Source organism: Streptomyces sp. NPDC090021 (assembly GCF_044748225.1).
Classification (GTDB): domain Bacteria; phylum Actinomycetota; class Actinomycetes; order Streptomycetales; family Streptomycetaceae; genus Streptomyces.
In genome coordinates this window covers 209,541-222,895 of sequence record NZ_JBIVFO010000001.1, presented here as the reverse complement: position 1 = coordinate 222,895, position 13,355 = coordinate 209,541, and the positions used below count along the sequence as shown (strand labels likewise).

Annotated in this window: 14 protein-coding genes; 4 read left to right on the top strand and 10 right to left on the bottom strand. The window is 72.6% G+C overall.

The window, feature by feature from the left end; translation table 11 throughout:
• The first annotated feature begins 153 nt into the window (after positions 1 to 153).
• Positions 154 to 357, top strand: a complete 204-nt coding sequence (locus ACIPXC_RS01035) for a cold-shock protein (protein WP_030028954.1) — start codon at positions 154 to 156, stop codon at positions 355 to 357.
• A 101-nt stretch (positions 358 to 458) separates the two neighbouring features.
• On the top strand, positions 459 to 2,132 hold the full coding sequence (locus ACIPXC_RS01030) for a DEAD/DEAH box helicase (protein WP_401611924.1): 1,674 nt from the start codon (positions 459 to 461) through the stop codon (positions 2,130 to 2,132).
• A 61-nt stretch (positions 2,133 to 2,193) separates the two neighbouring features.
• Here ACIPXC_RS01030 and ACIPXC_RS01025 read toward each other — a convergent pair whose 3' ends face one another.
• The 5 genes from ACIPXC_RS01025 to ACIPXC_RS01005 are packed head-to-tail and all read right to left on the bottom strand — an operon-like array spanning position 2,194 to position 6,626.
• Positions 2,194 to 3,144, bottom strand: coding sequence for a tyrosine-protein phosphatase (locus ACIPXC_RS01025; RefSeq protein ID WP_401611922.1), 951 nt, complete (start codon positions 3,142 to 3,144; stop codon positions 2,194 to 2,196).
• A 30-nt stretch (positions 3,145 to 3,174) separates the two neighbouring features.
• A complete protein-coding gene (locus tag ACIPXC_RS01020) occupies positions 3,175 to 4,266 on the bottom strand; it encodes an NAD(P)H-dependent flavin oxidoreductase (protein ID WP_401611920.1) in 1,092 nt (363 codons plus the stop codon).
• A 4-nt stretch (positions 4,267 to 4,270) separates the two neighbouring features.
• On the bottom strand, positions 4,271 to 5,032 hold the full coding sequence (locus ACIPXC_RS01015; protein ID WP_401611917.1) for a CoA-transferase subunit beta: 762 nt from the start codon (positions 5,030 to 5,032) through the stop codon (positions 4,271 to 4,273).
• Positions 5,029 to 5,880 carry a CoA transferase subunit A gene (locus ACIPXC_RS01010; protein WP_401611914.1) on the bottom strand — a complete coding sequence of 284 codons (852 nt, stop codon included), beginning with the start codon at positions 5,878 to 5,880 and terminating at the stop codon, positions 5,029 to 5,031. The genes ACIPXC_RS01015 and ACIPXC_RS01010 overlap by 4 nt, the downstream gene beginning before the upstream one ends.
• Positions 5,877 to 6,626 carry an enoyl-CoA hydratase family protein gene (locus ACIPXC_RS01005; protein WP_401611912.1) on the bottom strand — a complete coding sequence of 250 codons (750 nt, stop codon included), beginning with the start codon at positions 6,624 to 6,626 and terminating at the stop codon, positions 5,877 to 5,879. The genes ACIPXC_RS01010 and ACIPXC_RS01005 overlap by 4 nt, the downstream gene beginning before the upstream one ends.
• Before the next feature lie 56 nt (positions 6,627 to 6,682).
• On the opposite strand from ACIPXC_RS01005, the gene ACIPXC_RS01000 reads away from it, so the two are divergent.
• Positions 6,683 to 7,447: an SDR family oxidoreductase gene (locus ACIPXC_RS01000; RefSeq protein WP_401611910.1), complete on the top strand. Its 765-nt coding sequence runs from the start codon at positions 6,683 to 6,685 to the stop codon at positions 7,445 to 7,447.
• 1 nt (position 7,448) lies between these two features.
• Complete coding sequence (locus ACIPXC_RS00995; protein ID WP_401611909.1) at positions 7,449 to 8,360, top strand: SDR family oxidoreductase; 912 nt, start codon at positions 7,449 to 7,451, stop codon at positions 8,358 to 8,360.
• 219 nt (positions 8,361 to 8,579) lie between these two features.
• On the opposite strand, the gene ACIPXC_RS00990 is transcribed toward ACIPXC_RS00995, so the two are convergent.
• The 5 genes from ACIPXC_RS00990 to ACIPXC_RS00970 all read right to left on the bottom strand — a co-directional run bounded on the left by ACIPXC_RS00990 (position 8,580) and on the right by ACIPXC_RS00970 (position 13,332).
• Positions 8,580 to 9,311, bottom strand: coding sequence for a TetR/AcrR family transcriptional regulator (locus tag ACIPXC_RS00990; protein ID WP_401611906.1), 732 nt, complete (start codon positions 9,309 to 9,311; stop codon positions 8,580 to 8,582).
• A gap of 64 nt (positions 9,312 to 9,375) precedes the next feature.
• The gene (locus ACIPXC_RS00985) at positions 9,376 to 10,731 is read right to left on the bottom strand and encodes an amino acid permease (protein WP_401611904.1); all 1,356 of its coding nucleotides are present in this window, start codon (positions 10,729 to 10,731) and stop codon (positions 9,376 to 9,378) included.
• Positions 10,728 to 11,201: a BBE domain-containing protein gene (locus ACIPXC_RS00980; RefSeq protein WP_401611901.1), complete on the bottom strand. Its 474-nt coding sequence runs from the start codon at positions 11,199 to 11,201 to the stop codon at positions 10,728 to 10,730. Before ACIPXC_RS00980 ends, ACIPXC_RS00985 begins: the two co-directional genes overlap by 4 nt.
• 134 nt (positions 11,202 to 11,335) lie before the next feature.
• On the bottom strand, positions 11,336 to 12,085 hold the full coding sequence (locus tag ACIPXC_RS00975) for an SDR family NAD(P)-dependent oxidoreductase (protein WP_401612027.1): 750 nt from the start codon (positions 12,083 to 12,085) through the stop codon (positions 11,336 to 11,338).
• A gap of 50 nt (positions 12,086 to 12,135) precedes the next feature.
• Complete coding sequence (locus tag ACIPXC_RS00970) at positions 12,136 to 13,332, bottom strand: MFS transporter (protein WP_401611899.1); 1,197 nt, start codon at positions 13,330 to 13,332, stop codon at positions 12,136 to 12,138.
• Positions 13,333 to 13,355 lie beyond the last annotated feature (23 nt).

Sequence of the window (13,355 nt, the reverse complement as noted above, 5' to 3'; positions counted from 1 at the left end):
ACACCACGGGACGGAGGTGTGCTAGCTTAGGCAGCGTTGCAGTTGTGGTACCCATGAAACTATGTGCGCCTGACGGGAATGTCCTCAGGCGCTTTTATTGTTTTTACCGGGATCTCCGGATGGGGCCCTTGCCGCCTATTCAGGAGATTCAAAATGGCACTTGGCACCGTGAAGTGGTTCAACTCGGAAAAGGGCTTCGGCTTCATCGAGCAGGACGGCGGCGGCCCGGACGTCTTCGCCCACTACTCGAACATCGCCACCCAGGGCTTCCGTGAGCTCACCGAGGGCCAGCGCGTGTCCTTCGACGTGACGCAGGGCCAGAAGGGCCCCCAGGCGGAGAACATCATCCCCGCCTAATTCCTTCAGCATGCCGGGGTCCGCGCCGCGAGGTGCGGACCCCGGCTTGTCTGCTGTCTCGACCTTTGTTTCACCTGCCGGTTTCAGGAGGGCTTTCTCGCATGACCAGCTCCAGCTCCGCACGACCCAGCCGCCGCCCCGCCCGGGGACGAGGAGCGGCCCAGGGGCGTCCGAAGACTGGCGCGGGACGTCAGAAGTCCGCCCCGCCCGCCCCCCGGCCGCAGGAATTCACCATGCCCGAGCCGACCGTCCCGGCGCTGCCGCCGGTCGCCGCGTTCGAGGACATGGACATGCCCGAGGCGCTGCTGAAGACCCTCGCCGCCCAGGGCGTCACCGAGCCCTTCCCGATCCAGGCCGCGACCCTGCCGAACTCGCTCGCCGGACGCGACCTCCTCGGCCGCGGCCGCACCGGCTCCGGCAAGACCCTCGCCTTCGGCCTGGCGCTCCTCGCCCGTACCGCCGGCCGCCGCGCGCAGCCGAAGGCGCCGCTCGCGATGGTCCTCGTACCGACCCGCGAGCTCGCGCAGCAGGTGACCGACTCGCTGAGCCCGTACGCCACGGCCGTCAACCTGCGCATCGCCACCGTCGTCGGCGGCATGTCGATCAACCGGCAGTCCGGCGCCCTGCGCCGGGGCGCCGAGGTGCTCGTCGCCACCCCCGGCCGTCTGAAGGACCTCATCGACCGCGGTGACGCGGACCTCTCGCAGGTGTCGATCACCGTCCTCGACGAGGCCGACCAGATGACCGACATGGGCTTCATGCCGCAGGTCACCGCGCTGCTCAAGCAGGTCGAGGAGGGCGGCCAGACCATGCTGTTCTCGGCGACCCTCGACAAGAACATCGACAGGCTCGTCAAGATGTTCCTCAGCGACCCGGTCGGCCACTCCGTCGACCCGTCGGCCGGTGCGGTCACCACCATGGAGCACCACGTCCTGTACGTCATGGACGAGACCGACAAGAAGGCCGTGGCCACGCGCATAGCCGCCCGCGACGGCCGGGTGATCATGTTCGTGGACACCAAGCGCGGTGTGGACCGCATGGTCAAGAAGCTCCTGGCGGAGGGTGTGCGCGCCTCCGGCCTGCACGGCGGCCGCTCGCAGCCGCAGCGCAACCGCACCCTGGACTGGTTCAAGACGGGCGAGGTCACCGCACTGATCGCCACCAACGTGGCGGCCCGCGGCATCCACATCGACGACCTCGACCTCGTCGTCAACGTGGACCCGCCGACCGACCACAAGGACTACCTGCACCGCGGTGGCCGTACCGCCCGGGCCGGTGAGTCCGGCAGCGTGGTCACGCTGGTGCTGCCCGACCAGAAGCGGGACATGACGCGCCTGATGTCGGACGCCGGGATCTCCCCGCGCACCGCCCAGATCAAGTCCTCCGACGAGGAGCTGGCCCGGCTCACCGGCGCCAGGGAGCCCTCGGGCGTCCCGGTGGTGCTGGAGGTGCCGCAGCAGCCCGCGCCGAAGGCGCGCAGCGGCTCCGGTTCGGGCTCCGGCTCGCGCCGCCGCTCGGGCGGCCCGCGTACCGGCTCCGCCACGGGCGGCGCCCCGGCGGCCGGCGGCGGCCGCGCCCGTCGTTCCGGCGGCGGTTCCGGGCAGGCCCCGGCGGCCTCCGGCGCGGGCCAGGCCCGCCGCGGCCAGGGCGGCTCGGCCGGCGGCTCCGGCGAGCGCGGCCGACGCGGCACGGGCGGCTCCGGCGGCGGCGCTGCGGCGGCCTCCGCGCGCAGCCGGGTCGGCACCGGCGGCCAGGGCCGCCGCCGCACGGTCTGACCGGATCCCCACGGCGTACGACGACGGGCAGTGCCTCGCGCACTGCCCGTCGTCGTATCCGCTACCGGACCAGCTTGTCCTGGAGCTTCGCCAGCGTCCACAGGTCCAGGCCGAGGCCCTGCGTCAGGTAGCCGTAGAAGCTGCCGTAGTCGGCCTCCATCTGCGCCGTCGCCGAGTCCAGGTAGTCCTGCCGGACTTCCTGGAGCGGGATCAGCAGGTCGGGGTTCTGCATCCGGCCCGACTCCTTGAGGCCCGCCCGCACCCTGGCGTCGTAGGCGGCGCGGAAGGTGTTCGACGCCAGGTAGTCGCGCTCGGCGGTCTCCTCCGGCACGGCGAGGGCGCGCAGCAGCACGTAACTCATCCAGCCGGTCCGGTCCTTGCCGGACGTGCAGTGGTACAGGACCGGACCCTGCCGGCCGTCCGCGAGCTCCCGCAGGGTCGCCGCGAACTGCGCCCGGTTCTCGGGGCCGGTCACGAACGTGCGGTAGATGTCGCGCATGTAGGCCTCGGCGCGGCCACCGCCGAGCATCTGCTCCTGGGTGACGGGGTCCCCGCTGCCGATCGCCGCCACGAGCGTCCCGTAGAGGCCGAGGTCGCTGACCGGGCGTGCGGTGGGGGCGAGTCCGGCGGGCAGCCGGTCGGCGCCGTCGTACTGGACCTCCATCGGGATGCGGAAGTCGACGACCTTCGTGAGGCCGAGACCCGAGACGGTGGTGACGTCGGCGTCGGTCAGCTTGCCCAGTGCGTCGGAGCGGTAGACGAGTCCCTGGCGGACCTGGCCGCCGGTCCAGGTGCGATAGCCGCCAAGGTCGCGGACGTTGACGGCGCCCTGGAGGACGATCTGACGGATCGTTTCGGATTGCTGCTGGTGCTGGTGCTGGTGCTGGTGCTGGTGCCGGGCGCCGAGCCCGGCTCCGGGTGCCGCCGCCGCGTGCGCGGCGGTCGGCAGGGCGGCGAGGGCGAAGGCGGTGACGGCCGCCGCGGCCCCTCTGCGGATTCTGATACGGCTCATGGGAGCGACTCCTGTGACGGAGAAGGGGGATCACCCTGGTGGTGGCAGGGTGCCGGGCGAGTGCGCTCCGTGCGGCCCGTGGAGACGGTCCAGCACGGAGTGGGCCTCGGCCATGACACGGGAGACGAGCTCCGCACAGGACGGGAGATCGTCGATCACCCCCGCGACCTGGCCCGATGCCATGACGCCGAGGTCCGTACGGCCCTCGACCATGGACGCCTTGAGGAGCATCGGAGTGTTCGCGGCCAGCAGGACCTGGCTCCAGGACAGGTCCTTGCCGTGTTTCATCGCCAGGCCGTCACGGACCATCTGCGGCCATCCCAGGCCGGACAGCTTCCGCAGGCCCGCCGCGTGCCGGACCGCCCGGACCAGCGCCCGGGCCCGGCCGGACCGCTCCAGGGAGTCGACCAGCTCCGTACGGAGCATGCGGTGCGGGAGCCCGTCGACGGCCGTGGTGACGGTGACGTCCCGGACCGTCGCCTTCAGGTACTCGGCCTTCACCGCATCCGGGACGGTCGAGTCCGAGGTCAGCAGGAACCGCGTGCCCATCGCGATGCCCGCCGCCCCGTACGCCAGGGCCGCGACCAGCCCCCGGCCGTCGGCGAAGCCGCCCGCCGCGACCACCGGAATGTCCACGGCGTCCACGACCTGCGGCAGCAGCACGGTGGTGGCCACGTCACCGGTGTGGCCGCCGCCCTCGCCGCCCTGCACGATCACCGCGTCGGCGCCCCAGGCCGCCACCTTCTCGGCGTGCCGCCGGGCCCCGATCGACGGGATGACCACCACACCGGCGTCCTTCAGCCGGGCGATCAGCTCCCTGGACGGCGCGAGTGCGAAGGAGGCGACCTTCACCCCCTCGTCGATGATCAGCCGGACGCGCTCGGGCGCGTCCCCGGCGTCCGCGCGCAGGTTGACGCCGAAGGGGGTCCCCTCCGGGACGCGGGAGCGGACCTCGCGGACCGCCGCCCGCAGCTGGTCCGTGGTCATCGTCGCCGAGGCCAGGATGCCCAGGGCGCCGGCGCGTGCCGCGGCCGACACCAGGCGGGGGCCGGCGACCCAGCCCATGCCCGTCTGCACGAGGGGGTGCTCGACCCCGACCAGCTTCGTGAACGCCGTCTCCACCGGATCAGACCCGCACTTCCCGGTCGCGCAGACCCTTCGGATCGATCACCTCGCGGATCAGCCGCAGCTCGTGCGCGGTCGGCTCCCGCGTGTACGGGACCTCCTCGGGCAGCGCCAGCTCGAAGCCCGTCGCCGCCCGGACCTCCTCGACGGTGACCCCCGGGTGCAGGGAGGCAAGTCGCATCGCGTTCCCGGGGCCTGCGAAGTCGAAGACCCCGAGGTCGCTGACCACCCGGGGCAGCCGGTGGAAGCGGGTCACCCCGGCCTCGGCGGCCCGGTCGTGGCCGACACCGCTGACCATGTCGACGCGCTCGACGAAGACCCGGGTCGAATGCCTGGGGATCCAGTAACTCACCGGATTGTTCAAGGTGTTGACGGGAGCGCCGCGCACTCCGAGCAGCTGCCGGGTCGGCCGCTCCCAGTCCCCGATGCAGGAGATGTTCTGGTTTCCGAACCGGTCGATCTGGCTCGCGCCCATCATTACGTGCCGCCTGCCGCCGGTGACCATGGTCAGGTGCCGCCGGTAGGGCAGCCAGCCCTCGGGCGTGCCGTCCAGCCCGACGAGCATGGCCTCGCCGTCCGTCAGCAGCAGGTCGGGGGAGAAGGTCCGCTTCGCCAGCCGGGCCCCGAAGGAGGGGATCAGCCCCATCGGGCTGGCGAGCACCTCGCCGTCGCCCCGCCAGGCCTCGGCGCACGCGATCACGCAGTACTCGGCACGGGTGGCTCCGCCGGTGGCCGTGGCGGTGGTGGCGGTCGTCGGGGTCACTGCTGCTCCTCGTGCCAGGCCCGGACGGCCGACTGGTAGTCGTGCTCGGTCGACCCGGACAGGAAGCGGGCCGAGAACTCGGGCCAGGGGGTGCTCGCGTAGAGCTTCTGGAAGGCCTCGTCACGGCCGTGGTCGGGGACGCAGGAGGTGAAGTGCGCGCCGTTCGGGGTCTGCACCACCCCCGTGACGGAGTGCCGGCTGACGAGGAGCGACTGCGGTGGGCCGGCCTTGGCGAGCTCGGCGGTCTCGACGAGCTGCTCGCAGGAGACGTAGGCCGCGTCGGCGGCCTCGCAGAACAGGTCGTCGAAGTACGGGTCCGGACCCAGGTACTGGGCGTTGCCGAGGCGGTCGGCGCGGTTGAGGTGGACCAGGGCGGCGTCCATGCGCAGGGCGGGGACGGCGACGAGCTCCTCGCCGTCGCCGTAGGGCGAGGTCACCGTGCGCAGTTCCGGGTTGACCCGCATCACGTCGGAGCCGAGGCCGGCGCGGACGGGGAGGAAGGGCAGCCGGTTGGCAGCGGCGTGCAGGCCCCACATGAACATGGCCTCGTCGTACTCGGTGAGCGCGAAGGCGGCGCGTTCGCGGGCGGCCCGGAAGTGGGGCTCCAGAGCGATGGAGTCGAGGGTGGCGAAGGGGGCGACGAGCCGGCGGATGCGGCCCGCGGCGGCCAGCAGGCCGACGTCGGGGCCCCCGTACGAGACCACCGTCAGATCAGTGATCTCGGACCGGAGCAGAGCTCTGACCAGGGCCATCGGCTTGCGCCGGGACCCCCAGCCGCCGATCCCGAGGGTCATCCCGCTGCGCAGCTGCCCGACCACCTCGTCGACGGTCATGGACTTGTCGCTCATGCGCGCTCTTCCTTCCCGAAGGTGTCGCGGACCCGGTCGGCCACCCCGCTGAGGTTGGCCTCGAAGGTGAAGCCCTGCTCGAAGCGGTAGCTGCGGCGCACGTCCACGGGGTCGATGCCGTTGATGGCGGCCTTCGCCAGCCGGATCAGGTGGCCGTCCTTCCGCGCGATCTCGGCGGCCAGTTCCAGGGCGGCGCCGCGCAGCGCTCCGGGCGGGACCACCTTCCAGACCGAGCCGTGGGCGTGCAGTTCGGCGGCGGTCGCGGTGCGCGAGGTGTAGTAGAGGGCGCGCATCAGGTGCTGGGGGACCAGCCGGGCCAGGTGGGTGGCGGCGCCCAGGGCGCCCCGGTCCAGCTCGGGCAGACCGAAGACGGCGTCCTCGGAGGCGACGATCGCGTCGGCGTTGCCGGCCAGGCCGATCCCGCCGCCCAGGCAGAAGCCGTTCACGGCCGCGACGACGGGCACCTCGCACTCGTAGACGGCGGCGAACGCCTCGTAGCAGCCCCGGTTGGCGCCGATGAGGGCCGTGTGGCCGGTGTCGCGCTGCAGCTCCTTGATGTCCACGCCCGCGTTGAAGCCGCGGCCCCCGGCGGCGAGGACCACGCACCGGACTCCGGGGTCGCGGCCCGCGGCCCGCAGGGCGTCGGCGAGGTCGTACCAGCCCTGCACGGGCAGCGCGTTGACGGGCGGGAAGTCGACCGTGACCAGTGCGACGCCCTTGTCCGGGCGGGAGGTGGAGACACCCATGAGAGGATCAGCTACCTTTCCACCAAACATTTGTTAGGTGAGGAAGGTAGCAGCCGATGGAGTTCGACGGGAGGGTTGTCGTCGTCACCGGCGGAACCAGGGGCGTCGGCGCCGGCATCGCCCGGTCGTTCCTCGCGGCCGGCGCGCAGGTCGTCGTGTGCGCCCGCCGGCCCCCGGACGAACCGGTCTCGGCGGACGGCCGTGAGGCGTCCTTCACCGCGCTCGACCTGCGCGAACCGGCCGCGGTACGGGACTTCTTCGACGCGGTCGCCCGCCGCCACGGACGGCTCGACTGCCTGGTCAACAACGCCGGCGGAACCCCGTACCGGCTGCTCGGCGAAGGCGACGCCGAACGCCACGCACGGGTCGTCGAGCTCAACCTGCTCGCCCCGATGACGGCCTCGCTGGCGGCCCGCCCCTGGCTCGGCCGGACCGGGGGCTCGGTCGTGATGATCGGCAGCGTCAGCGGGACCCGCCCCTCACCGGGGACGGCGGCCTACGGGGCGGCCAAGGCCGGCCTGGAGAACCTCGCCCGGTCCATGGCCGTCGAATGGGCGCCCGAGGTACGGGTGAACTCGCTGGTCCTCGGCATGGTGCGGACCGAACTCGCGCACCTGCACTACGGGGACGGGGCCGGGATCGCAGCGGTGGGGGCGACCGTCCCGCTGGGGCGGCTCGCCGAACCGGCCGACGTGGGGGACGCGGCGGTCTTCCTGGCCTCCGACCGGGCGCGGTACGTGAGCGGGGCGAGCCTGCTGGTGCACGGCGGCGGGGAGCGCCCGGCGTTCCTGGATGCGGCAACTGTCAACAAGGAGAGCTGAGATGGCGGGACTGTGCGAGGGCCGGGTCGTGATCGTGACGGGCGCGGGGCGGGGGCTGGGCAGGGCCCACGCCCTGGCCTTCGCCGCCGAAGGCGCGAAGGTCGTCGTCAACGACCTGGGCGTGGGACTGGACGGGCTGCCCGGACCGGAGGGCCCGGCGGCGCAGGTGGTCCGCGAGATCGAGGCGCTCGGCGGCGAAGCCGTCGCGCACGGCGGGGACATCGCGACACCGCAGGGCGCGCACTCCCTGGTGGAGGCCGCCCTCGACGCCTACGGACGCCTCGACACGCTGGTCAACAATGCCGGTTTCCTGCGCGACCGGATGCTGGTGAACCTGGACGAGGACGACTGGGACGCCGTCATGCGGGTCCACCTGAAAGGGCATTTCCTGCCGCTGCGGGCCGCTGCCGCGTGGTGGCGCACGGAGTCGAAGGCGGGCCGCCCGGTGGCCGCCCGGGTGGTCAACACCTCCTCCGGGGCGGGGCTGCTGGGTTCCGTCGGACAGGGGAACTACAGCGCGGCCAAGGCCGGCGTCCTCGGCCTGACCCTGGTCGCGGCGGCCGAGATGGGCCCGTACGGGGTCCAGGTCAACGCGATCGCTCCGGCCGCGCGGACCCGCATGACCGAACGGACCTTCGCGCAGACCATGGCCGCCCCCGACGACGGCGGCTTCGACGCCATGGCCCCCGAGAACGTCTCACCGCTGGTGGTCTGGCTCGGCGCGGACGCCTCGGCCGGGGTCACCGGGAGGGTCTTCGAGACCGAGGGCGGCCGGATCACGGTCATGCAGGGCTGGCGGCCGGGCCCCACCGCGGACCGCGGGGCCAGGTGGACCCCGGCGGAGGCGGGCGAGACGGCGGTCGAGCTCCTGGCCCAGGCGGAGGCCCCACTGCCGGTGTACGGGGCGCGCTGAGGGGGCTGCCGATCAGGCCGGATCAGGGTGCGGTGCCGGGGCGCCCCCCCGCGCACGGATCCGGCCGTGCCTTCCGGAGCCTGCCGGGCCTGCACCGTGGCTTCCGGATCGGCCGGGCCTGGGTCGTGCCTTCTGGATCGGCCGGGCCTGCACCGTGCCTTCCGGGCCCTGCCGGTTGAGACCGCCGGCCGCTGCGGGGGTGTCCTGCGGCGGCCGGTGCTACGTCGCGGCGGCGGCCCGGGCCGCCGCCGCGGCCGGCTTGTCCAGGCCCAGCATCTCCAGGGCCGAGTCCATCTCCGCCTGGAACAGCACCCGGGGGTTGGCGTCCGGGCCGAACTGCCGGTAGACCTCCAGTGCGACGGGGCCGTACATGCGGCCCCACACGCGCAGCGACGCCAGCAGGGCCTGCGGCGGGAGGTGCGGGAAGCACTCGCGGGCCAGCGCCGCCAGGGAGGGCACGAAGTCGGCCCACTCCGCCTCGGCCCGCTTGAGCCGCTCGGGCGCCTGCGGCCAGGCCGCGTCGACCAGGCCGAGGAGGATCATGCAACACCGGCGGGCCGCCGCCACGACGTTCTCCGCCGTCGGGGCGTAACCCGGGGAGCTGTCCCCGTAGGTGAGGCGGAACTCCGCCGGATGGGTGCGGGCCCACTCCCGGAAGGTGCCCGCGACCGCGAGCAGCCGCGCCGCGGTCGCGTCCTCGGGCAGCGCGTCACGGGCCGCCTCCTGCTGGTCGGCCAGCCGGTTGTACGTGTCCGCGGCCAGCGTCGCCAGCAGGTCGTCGCGGGTGTCGAAGTAGCCGTACAGGGCTGCCGCCGTCATGCCCATCTCGCGTGCGATGCCGCGCAGGGTGATCCCCGCGACGTCACCGGCGGCGAGCAGTTCGAGCGCGACCTCCTTGATCTGCGCGGTGGTCTCGATCCGAAGGCGTTCACGGCGGGACAGGGTCTGCATGGTGGGGGGCTCCTCCTCAGGGACACGGCAAGAGTGTCGCACCCCCCGTACAAACACCGTTCACTTACCTTACCGTGTTGACGAACTGCAACTCGCCGGTACGCCGCCACGCCCGCCTCAGGACGCACGCCACCAGCACCACGCCCAGACTGCCCAGGCTCATCAGCAGTTGGGGCCGCGTCTGCGCGGTGAACAGCATGGAGCACAGGATCGCCGAAAGAGCCAGCACCACCAACAGGGTCAGGTAAGGGAACCCCCACATCCGGAACGTCAGCCGCTCGGGCTCGCCGCGCTCGGTCCGCACCCGCAGTACGAACTGGGAGAGCGCGATCCCCAGATACATGATGACCAGCACCGCACCGGTCGAGTTGAGCAGGAAGGCGAAGGTCCGCCCGGGGCTCAGCGCCTGCGCCACGACCGCCCCGCAGCCCACCACGGTGCCGAGCAGGACCGCCCGCCGCGGCGCCGCCGCCCACCGCGGCGCGTCCCCGTGCCCGGCCAGGGTGTGCAGCATCCGCGAGGAGGCGTACAGCGTGGAACCCAGCACGGACAGCAGCGCCGTCAGGATCACCACGCTCATCGCGGACGCCGCGAAGGGGACGCCGATCCGGTCCAGTGCCGTCACGTACGGGCTCTCCTCGCCGCTGATCCGCGGCCAGGGCACGATCGCGACCACCAGCAGCACCGAGCCGAGGAAGAACACCAGGATCCGCCAGACGATCTGACGGGTGGCCCGCGCCACGGCCCGCCCGGGATCGGGGCACTCGGCCGCCGCGACCGCCACGATCTCCGTACCTCCGAAGGCGAAGACGACGCCGACGGTCGCGGTGAGGACCGCACCGAACCCGTGCGGGGCGAAACCCCCGTGCGCCGTGAGGTTCCCCAGCGCCGGACCGGACGGACCGCCGCCCAGCAGGTACGCACCGCCCAGCACCAGGAACGCGGTGATCGCACCGATCTTGACGATGGCGAACCAGAACTCCGCGGTCCCGAAGGACCGGCTGGAGCGCAGGTTCACCGCCGTCAGCGCCCCGAGCAGCACCAGGCTGCACGTCCACGACGGCACTTGAGGCAGCCACCCGTGCACGATCTGCCCGCCCGCGATCGCCTCGACGGCCACGATCGCGACGAAGGCGTACCAGTAGAGCCAGCCGACCGTGAAGCCCGCCCAGTCGCCGAAGGCGAGCCGGGCGTAGTCCGCGAAGGACCCCGCCATCGGACGCGCCGCGACCATCTCGCCGAGCATCCGCATGACCAGCAGCACCAGCAGTCCCGCCAGCGCGTAGCTGACCAGGGCGGCCGGCCCGGCCGCGCGGATGGTCTCGGCCGAGCCCACGAAGAGACCGGTGCCGACCGCGCCGCCCATGGCCATCATGGTCAGGTGGCGGCCCTGGAACGCCTGCCCGCCGGCGCTCGTCACGGCGCGACCGAGAGCTTGTGCCGGAGGACGCCGTGCGGGTCGTAGGCGCGTTTGACCGCCCGCAGCCGCTCGTAGTTGCCCTTGTAGAACAGCTCGTGCCACGGGACGCCGGAGGTGTTGACCGCCGGATCGGCCAGATCGGTGTCGGGATTGCCGGTCCGCGACAGGTGCCGGTACGCGGCCCGCAGCTGGTGATCGGTGAAGTTCCGCCGGTGGTAGGCGGACTTGAGGCCGACCCGGGCCAGCGGGTTGGCCCACACCGGGTTCGGCGCGCCGACCATCCGGGCCGCGTCCAGCCAGGGCAGCTCACGCGGGGTCAGGAGGTTCGGCATGGCGGCCAGTTCGCCGCTCCCGCGCGCGGGAGCGGCGGCGGCGTCGGTGGCGGTGAGCGGACCGGCCAGACCGGCGCCCGCGGCGACGGCGGAGGCGGCGGAGGCGGCGAGGAATCCACGACGGTCCAGATGCGGCATGACAGGTTCCCTTGCGTGGCGCGAGTGCGGTACGTGGTGGGGGCTGTGCGGTGTCGGTGGGGGAGCCGGGTCCCGGAGCGGAGCAGGGGGCTCGATGCGTCTCCGGGACCCGGCGGCTGTGAGGGGCCTGCCGGTCAGGCGTTGGCGCCGCCGTCCACGGTCAGCGTGGTGCCGGTGACGAACGAGGCCTCGTCGCTCGCCAGGTAGAGGACGGCGCTCGCGATCTCCTCGGCGCGGCCGTAGCGGCCGAAGATGTTCAGGCCGCGCTGGAAGTCGGCGGACGGGCCGTCGGCCGGGTTCATGTCGGTGTCGATGGATCCGGGCGCCACCTGGTTGACGGTGATGGCGCGCTCGCCCAGGTCACGGGCGAGCCCCACGGTCAGGCCATGGACCGCCGCCTTCGACATGGCGTACGGGGTGAAGCCCGGGGCGGGCACCTGCGTGGCGAGGCAGGAGCCGATGTTCACGATGCGGCCGCCGTCGGGCATGGACCGGGCGACGGCCTGCGCCGCGAGGAAGGCTCCGCGGACGTTGATGTCCAGGGTCCGGTCGAGGGTGGCCAGCGGCACCTCGGCCAGCGGCGGGCAGGTCATGTCCGCGTATCCGGCGTTGTTGACGAGGATCCGCACCGGGCCGAGTTCGCGCACGACCCGGTCCACGGCCGCGGTCACGGCCTCGGCGTCGGCGGCGTCGGCCTCGACGGCCACGGCGCGCCGGCCCAGGGCCCGCACCTGGCCGGCGACCTCCTCGGCCTGTTCCTTGTTCGCGCGGTAGGTGATCGCGACGTCGGCGCCGTGCGCGGCGAGCGTACGGGCGATCTCGGCGCCGATGCCGCGGGAGCCGCCGGTCACCAGGGCCACGCCGTGGAGAGTGGTCGTCACAATGATTCCTTTTCTGTGCTGGGGAGTGGGGTGAACCGGACAGGGTGCCGGGCTCAGGCCGCGGCAGGCTGCGGCTCGGGGGCGGCCGGGGCGGAGCCGCCGGTACCGCCCTTCGTGCGCCGCAGGTCCGGGAGGAGGGTGAACAGGCCGAGGAAGGCCATGACCACGCCCAGGACGAGCGGGGCCCGCAGCCCGTAGGCGTTGATGCCGACACCGCCGAGCCAGGAGCCGATGACGATGCCGAGCGTGATGAAGGAGGAGTGCACGGTGTTGACCAGCGGCCGGGCGTTCGCGGTGCGCTGGACGCGGGTGATCATGCAGGGGTTCATCGTGACGCCGACCAGGCCGATGCCCATCATGAAGATCAGCGCGGGCACGGTGACCTCGGCGAAGAGGGCGAAGCCCGCGAGGAAGACCATGTTGAGGCCGAGCCCGACGAGCTGGGTCACGATGGTGTGCTGGTCGGCGAACCGGCCCACGATGTTGTTGCCGACCACGGTCGCGGCTCCGTAGGCGACCAGCAGCCACGGCACCGCGCCCTCGCTGAAGCCGGTGAGCTCGGTGAGGATCGGTGTGAAGTAGCTGAACGCGGAGAACGTGGCGCCGATGATCAGCGTGGAGGTGGAGAACACCAGCCACAGCCGCGGGTTCTTGAAGGCGCGCATCTCCTCCCTCACGGAGGAGGTGCCCTCCGCCCCGGTGCCGGTCACGGAGGGCACGCCGAAGACCGTGGCCAGGGCCGCGACGACGGTCAGTGCGGAGATCGCCCAGAACGCGGCCCGCCAGCCCAGCTGCCCGCCGACGAAGGTGGAGATGGGCAGGCCGAGCAGGGTGCCGAGCATCAGGCCGTTCATCGCGGCGCCGATGGCCTTGCCGCGCATCTCGGGCTTGGTGATCTCGGCGACGACCGAGAGCGACACACCGAAGAACGCGGAGGACGCGACACCGGTGATGACGCGGCCGACGGCCATCGTCACGTAGTCGGTGGACAGGGCGGCCAGGACGTTGCCGCCGAGGAAGACGGCGAAGAGGACCATCAGGGCGCTCTTGTGCGGGAGCCTCAGCACGGCGGTGGCCAGGAACGGCCCGCCGAGGGCCATGGCGACGGCGAACGCCGTGATCAGATAGCCGACTTGGGGAATGGTGGCCCCGAGTCCCTCGGAGATCTGGGGCATCAGGCCGGCCACCACGAATTCACTGGTGACCATGGCGAAGATGCCGAGGGCGAGGACGTACACGGCCTTGGGCACGGCCGTCACCACCTTTCTATAAA

What these genes read in the sequence shown, in the direction of transcription:
- ACIPXC_RS01035 (WP_030028954.1), top strand. Translation starts at nt 154, where the DNA reads ATGGCACTTGGCACCGTGAAGTGGTTCAACTCGGAAAAGGGCTTCGGC.
- ACIPXC_RS00990 (WP_401611906.1), bottom strand. Translation starts at nt 9,311, where the DNA reads ATGCAGACCCTGTCCCGCCGTGAACGCCTTCGGATCGAGACCACCGCG.
- ACIPXC_RS01030 (WP_401611924.1), top strand. Translation starts at nt 459, where the DNA reads ATGACCAGCTCCAGCTCCGCACGACCCAGCCGCCGCCCCGCCCGGGGA.
- ACIPXC_RS01005 (WP_401611912.1), bottom strand. Translation starts at nt 6,626, where the DNA reads ATGGGTGTCTCCACCTCCCGCCCGGACAAGGGCGTCGCACTGGTCACG.
- ACIPXC_RS01010 (WP_401611914.1), bottom strand. Translation starts at nt 5,880, where the DNA reads ATGAGCGACAAGTCCATGACCGTCGACGAGGTGGTCGGGCAGCTGCGC.
- ACIPXC_RS00995 (WP_401611909.1), top strand. Translation starts at nt 7,449, where the DNA reads ATGGCGGGACTGTGCGAGGGCCGGGTCGTGATCGTGACGGGCGCGGGG.
- ACIPXC_RS01000 (WP_401611910.1), top strand. Translation starts at nt 6,683, where the DNA reads ATGGAGTTCGACGGGAGGGTTGTCGTCGTCACCGGCGGAACCAGGGGC.
- ACIPXC_RS01025 (WP_401611922.1), bottom strand. Translation starts at nt 3,144, where the DNA reads ATGAGCCGTATCAGAATCCGCAGAGGGGCCGCGGCGGCCGTCACCGCC.
- ACIPXC_RS00980 (WP_401611901.1), bottom strand. Translation starts at nt 11,201, where the DNA reads ATGCCGCATCTGGACCGTCGTGGATTCCTCGCCGCCTCCGCCGCCTCC.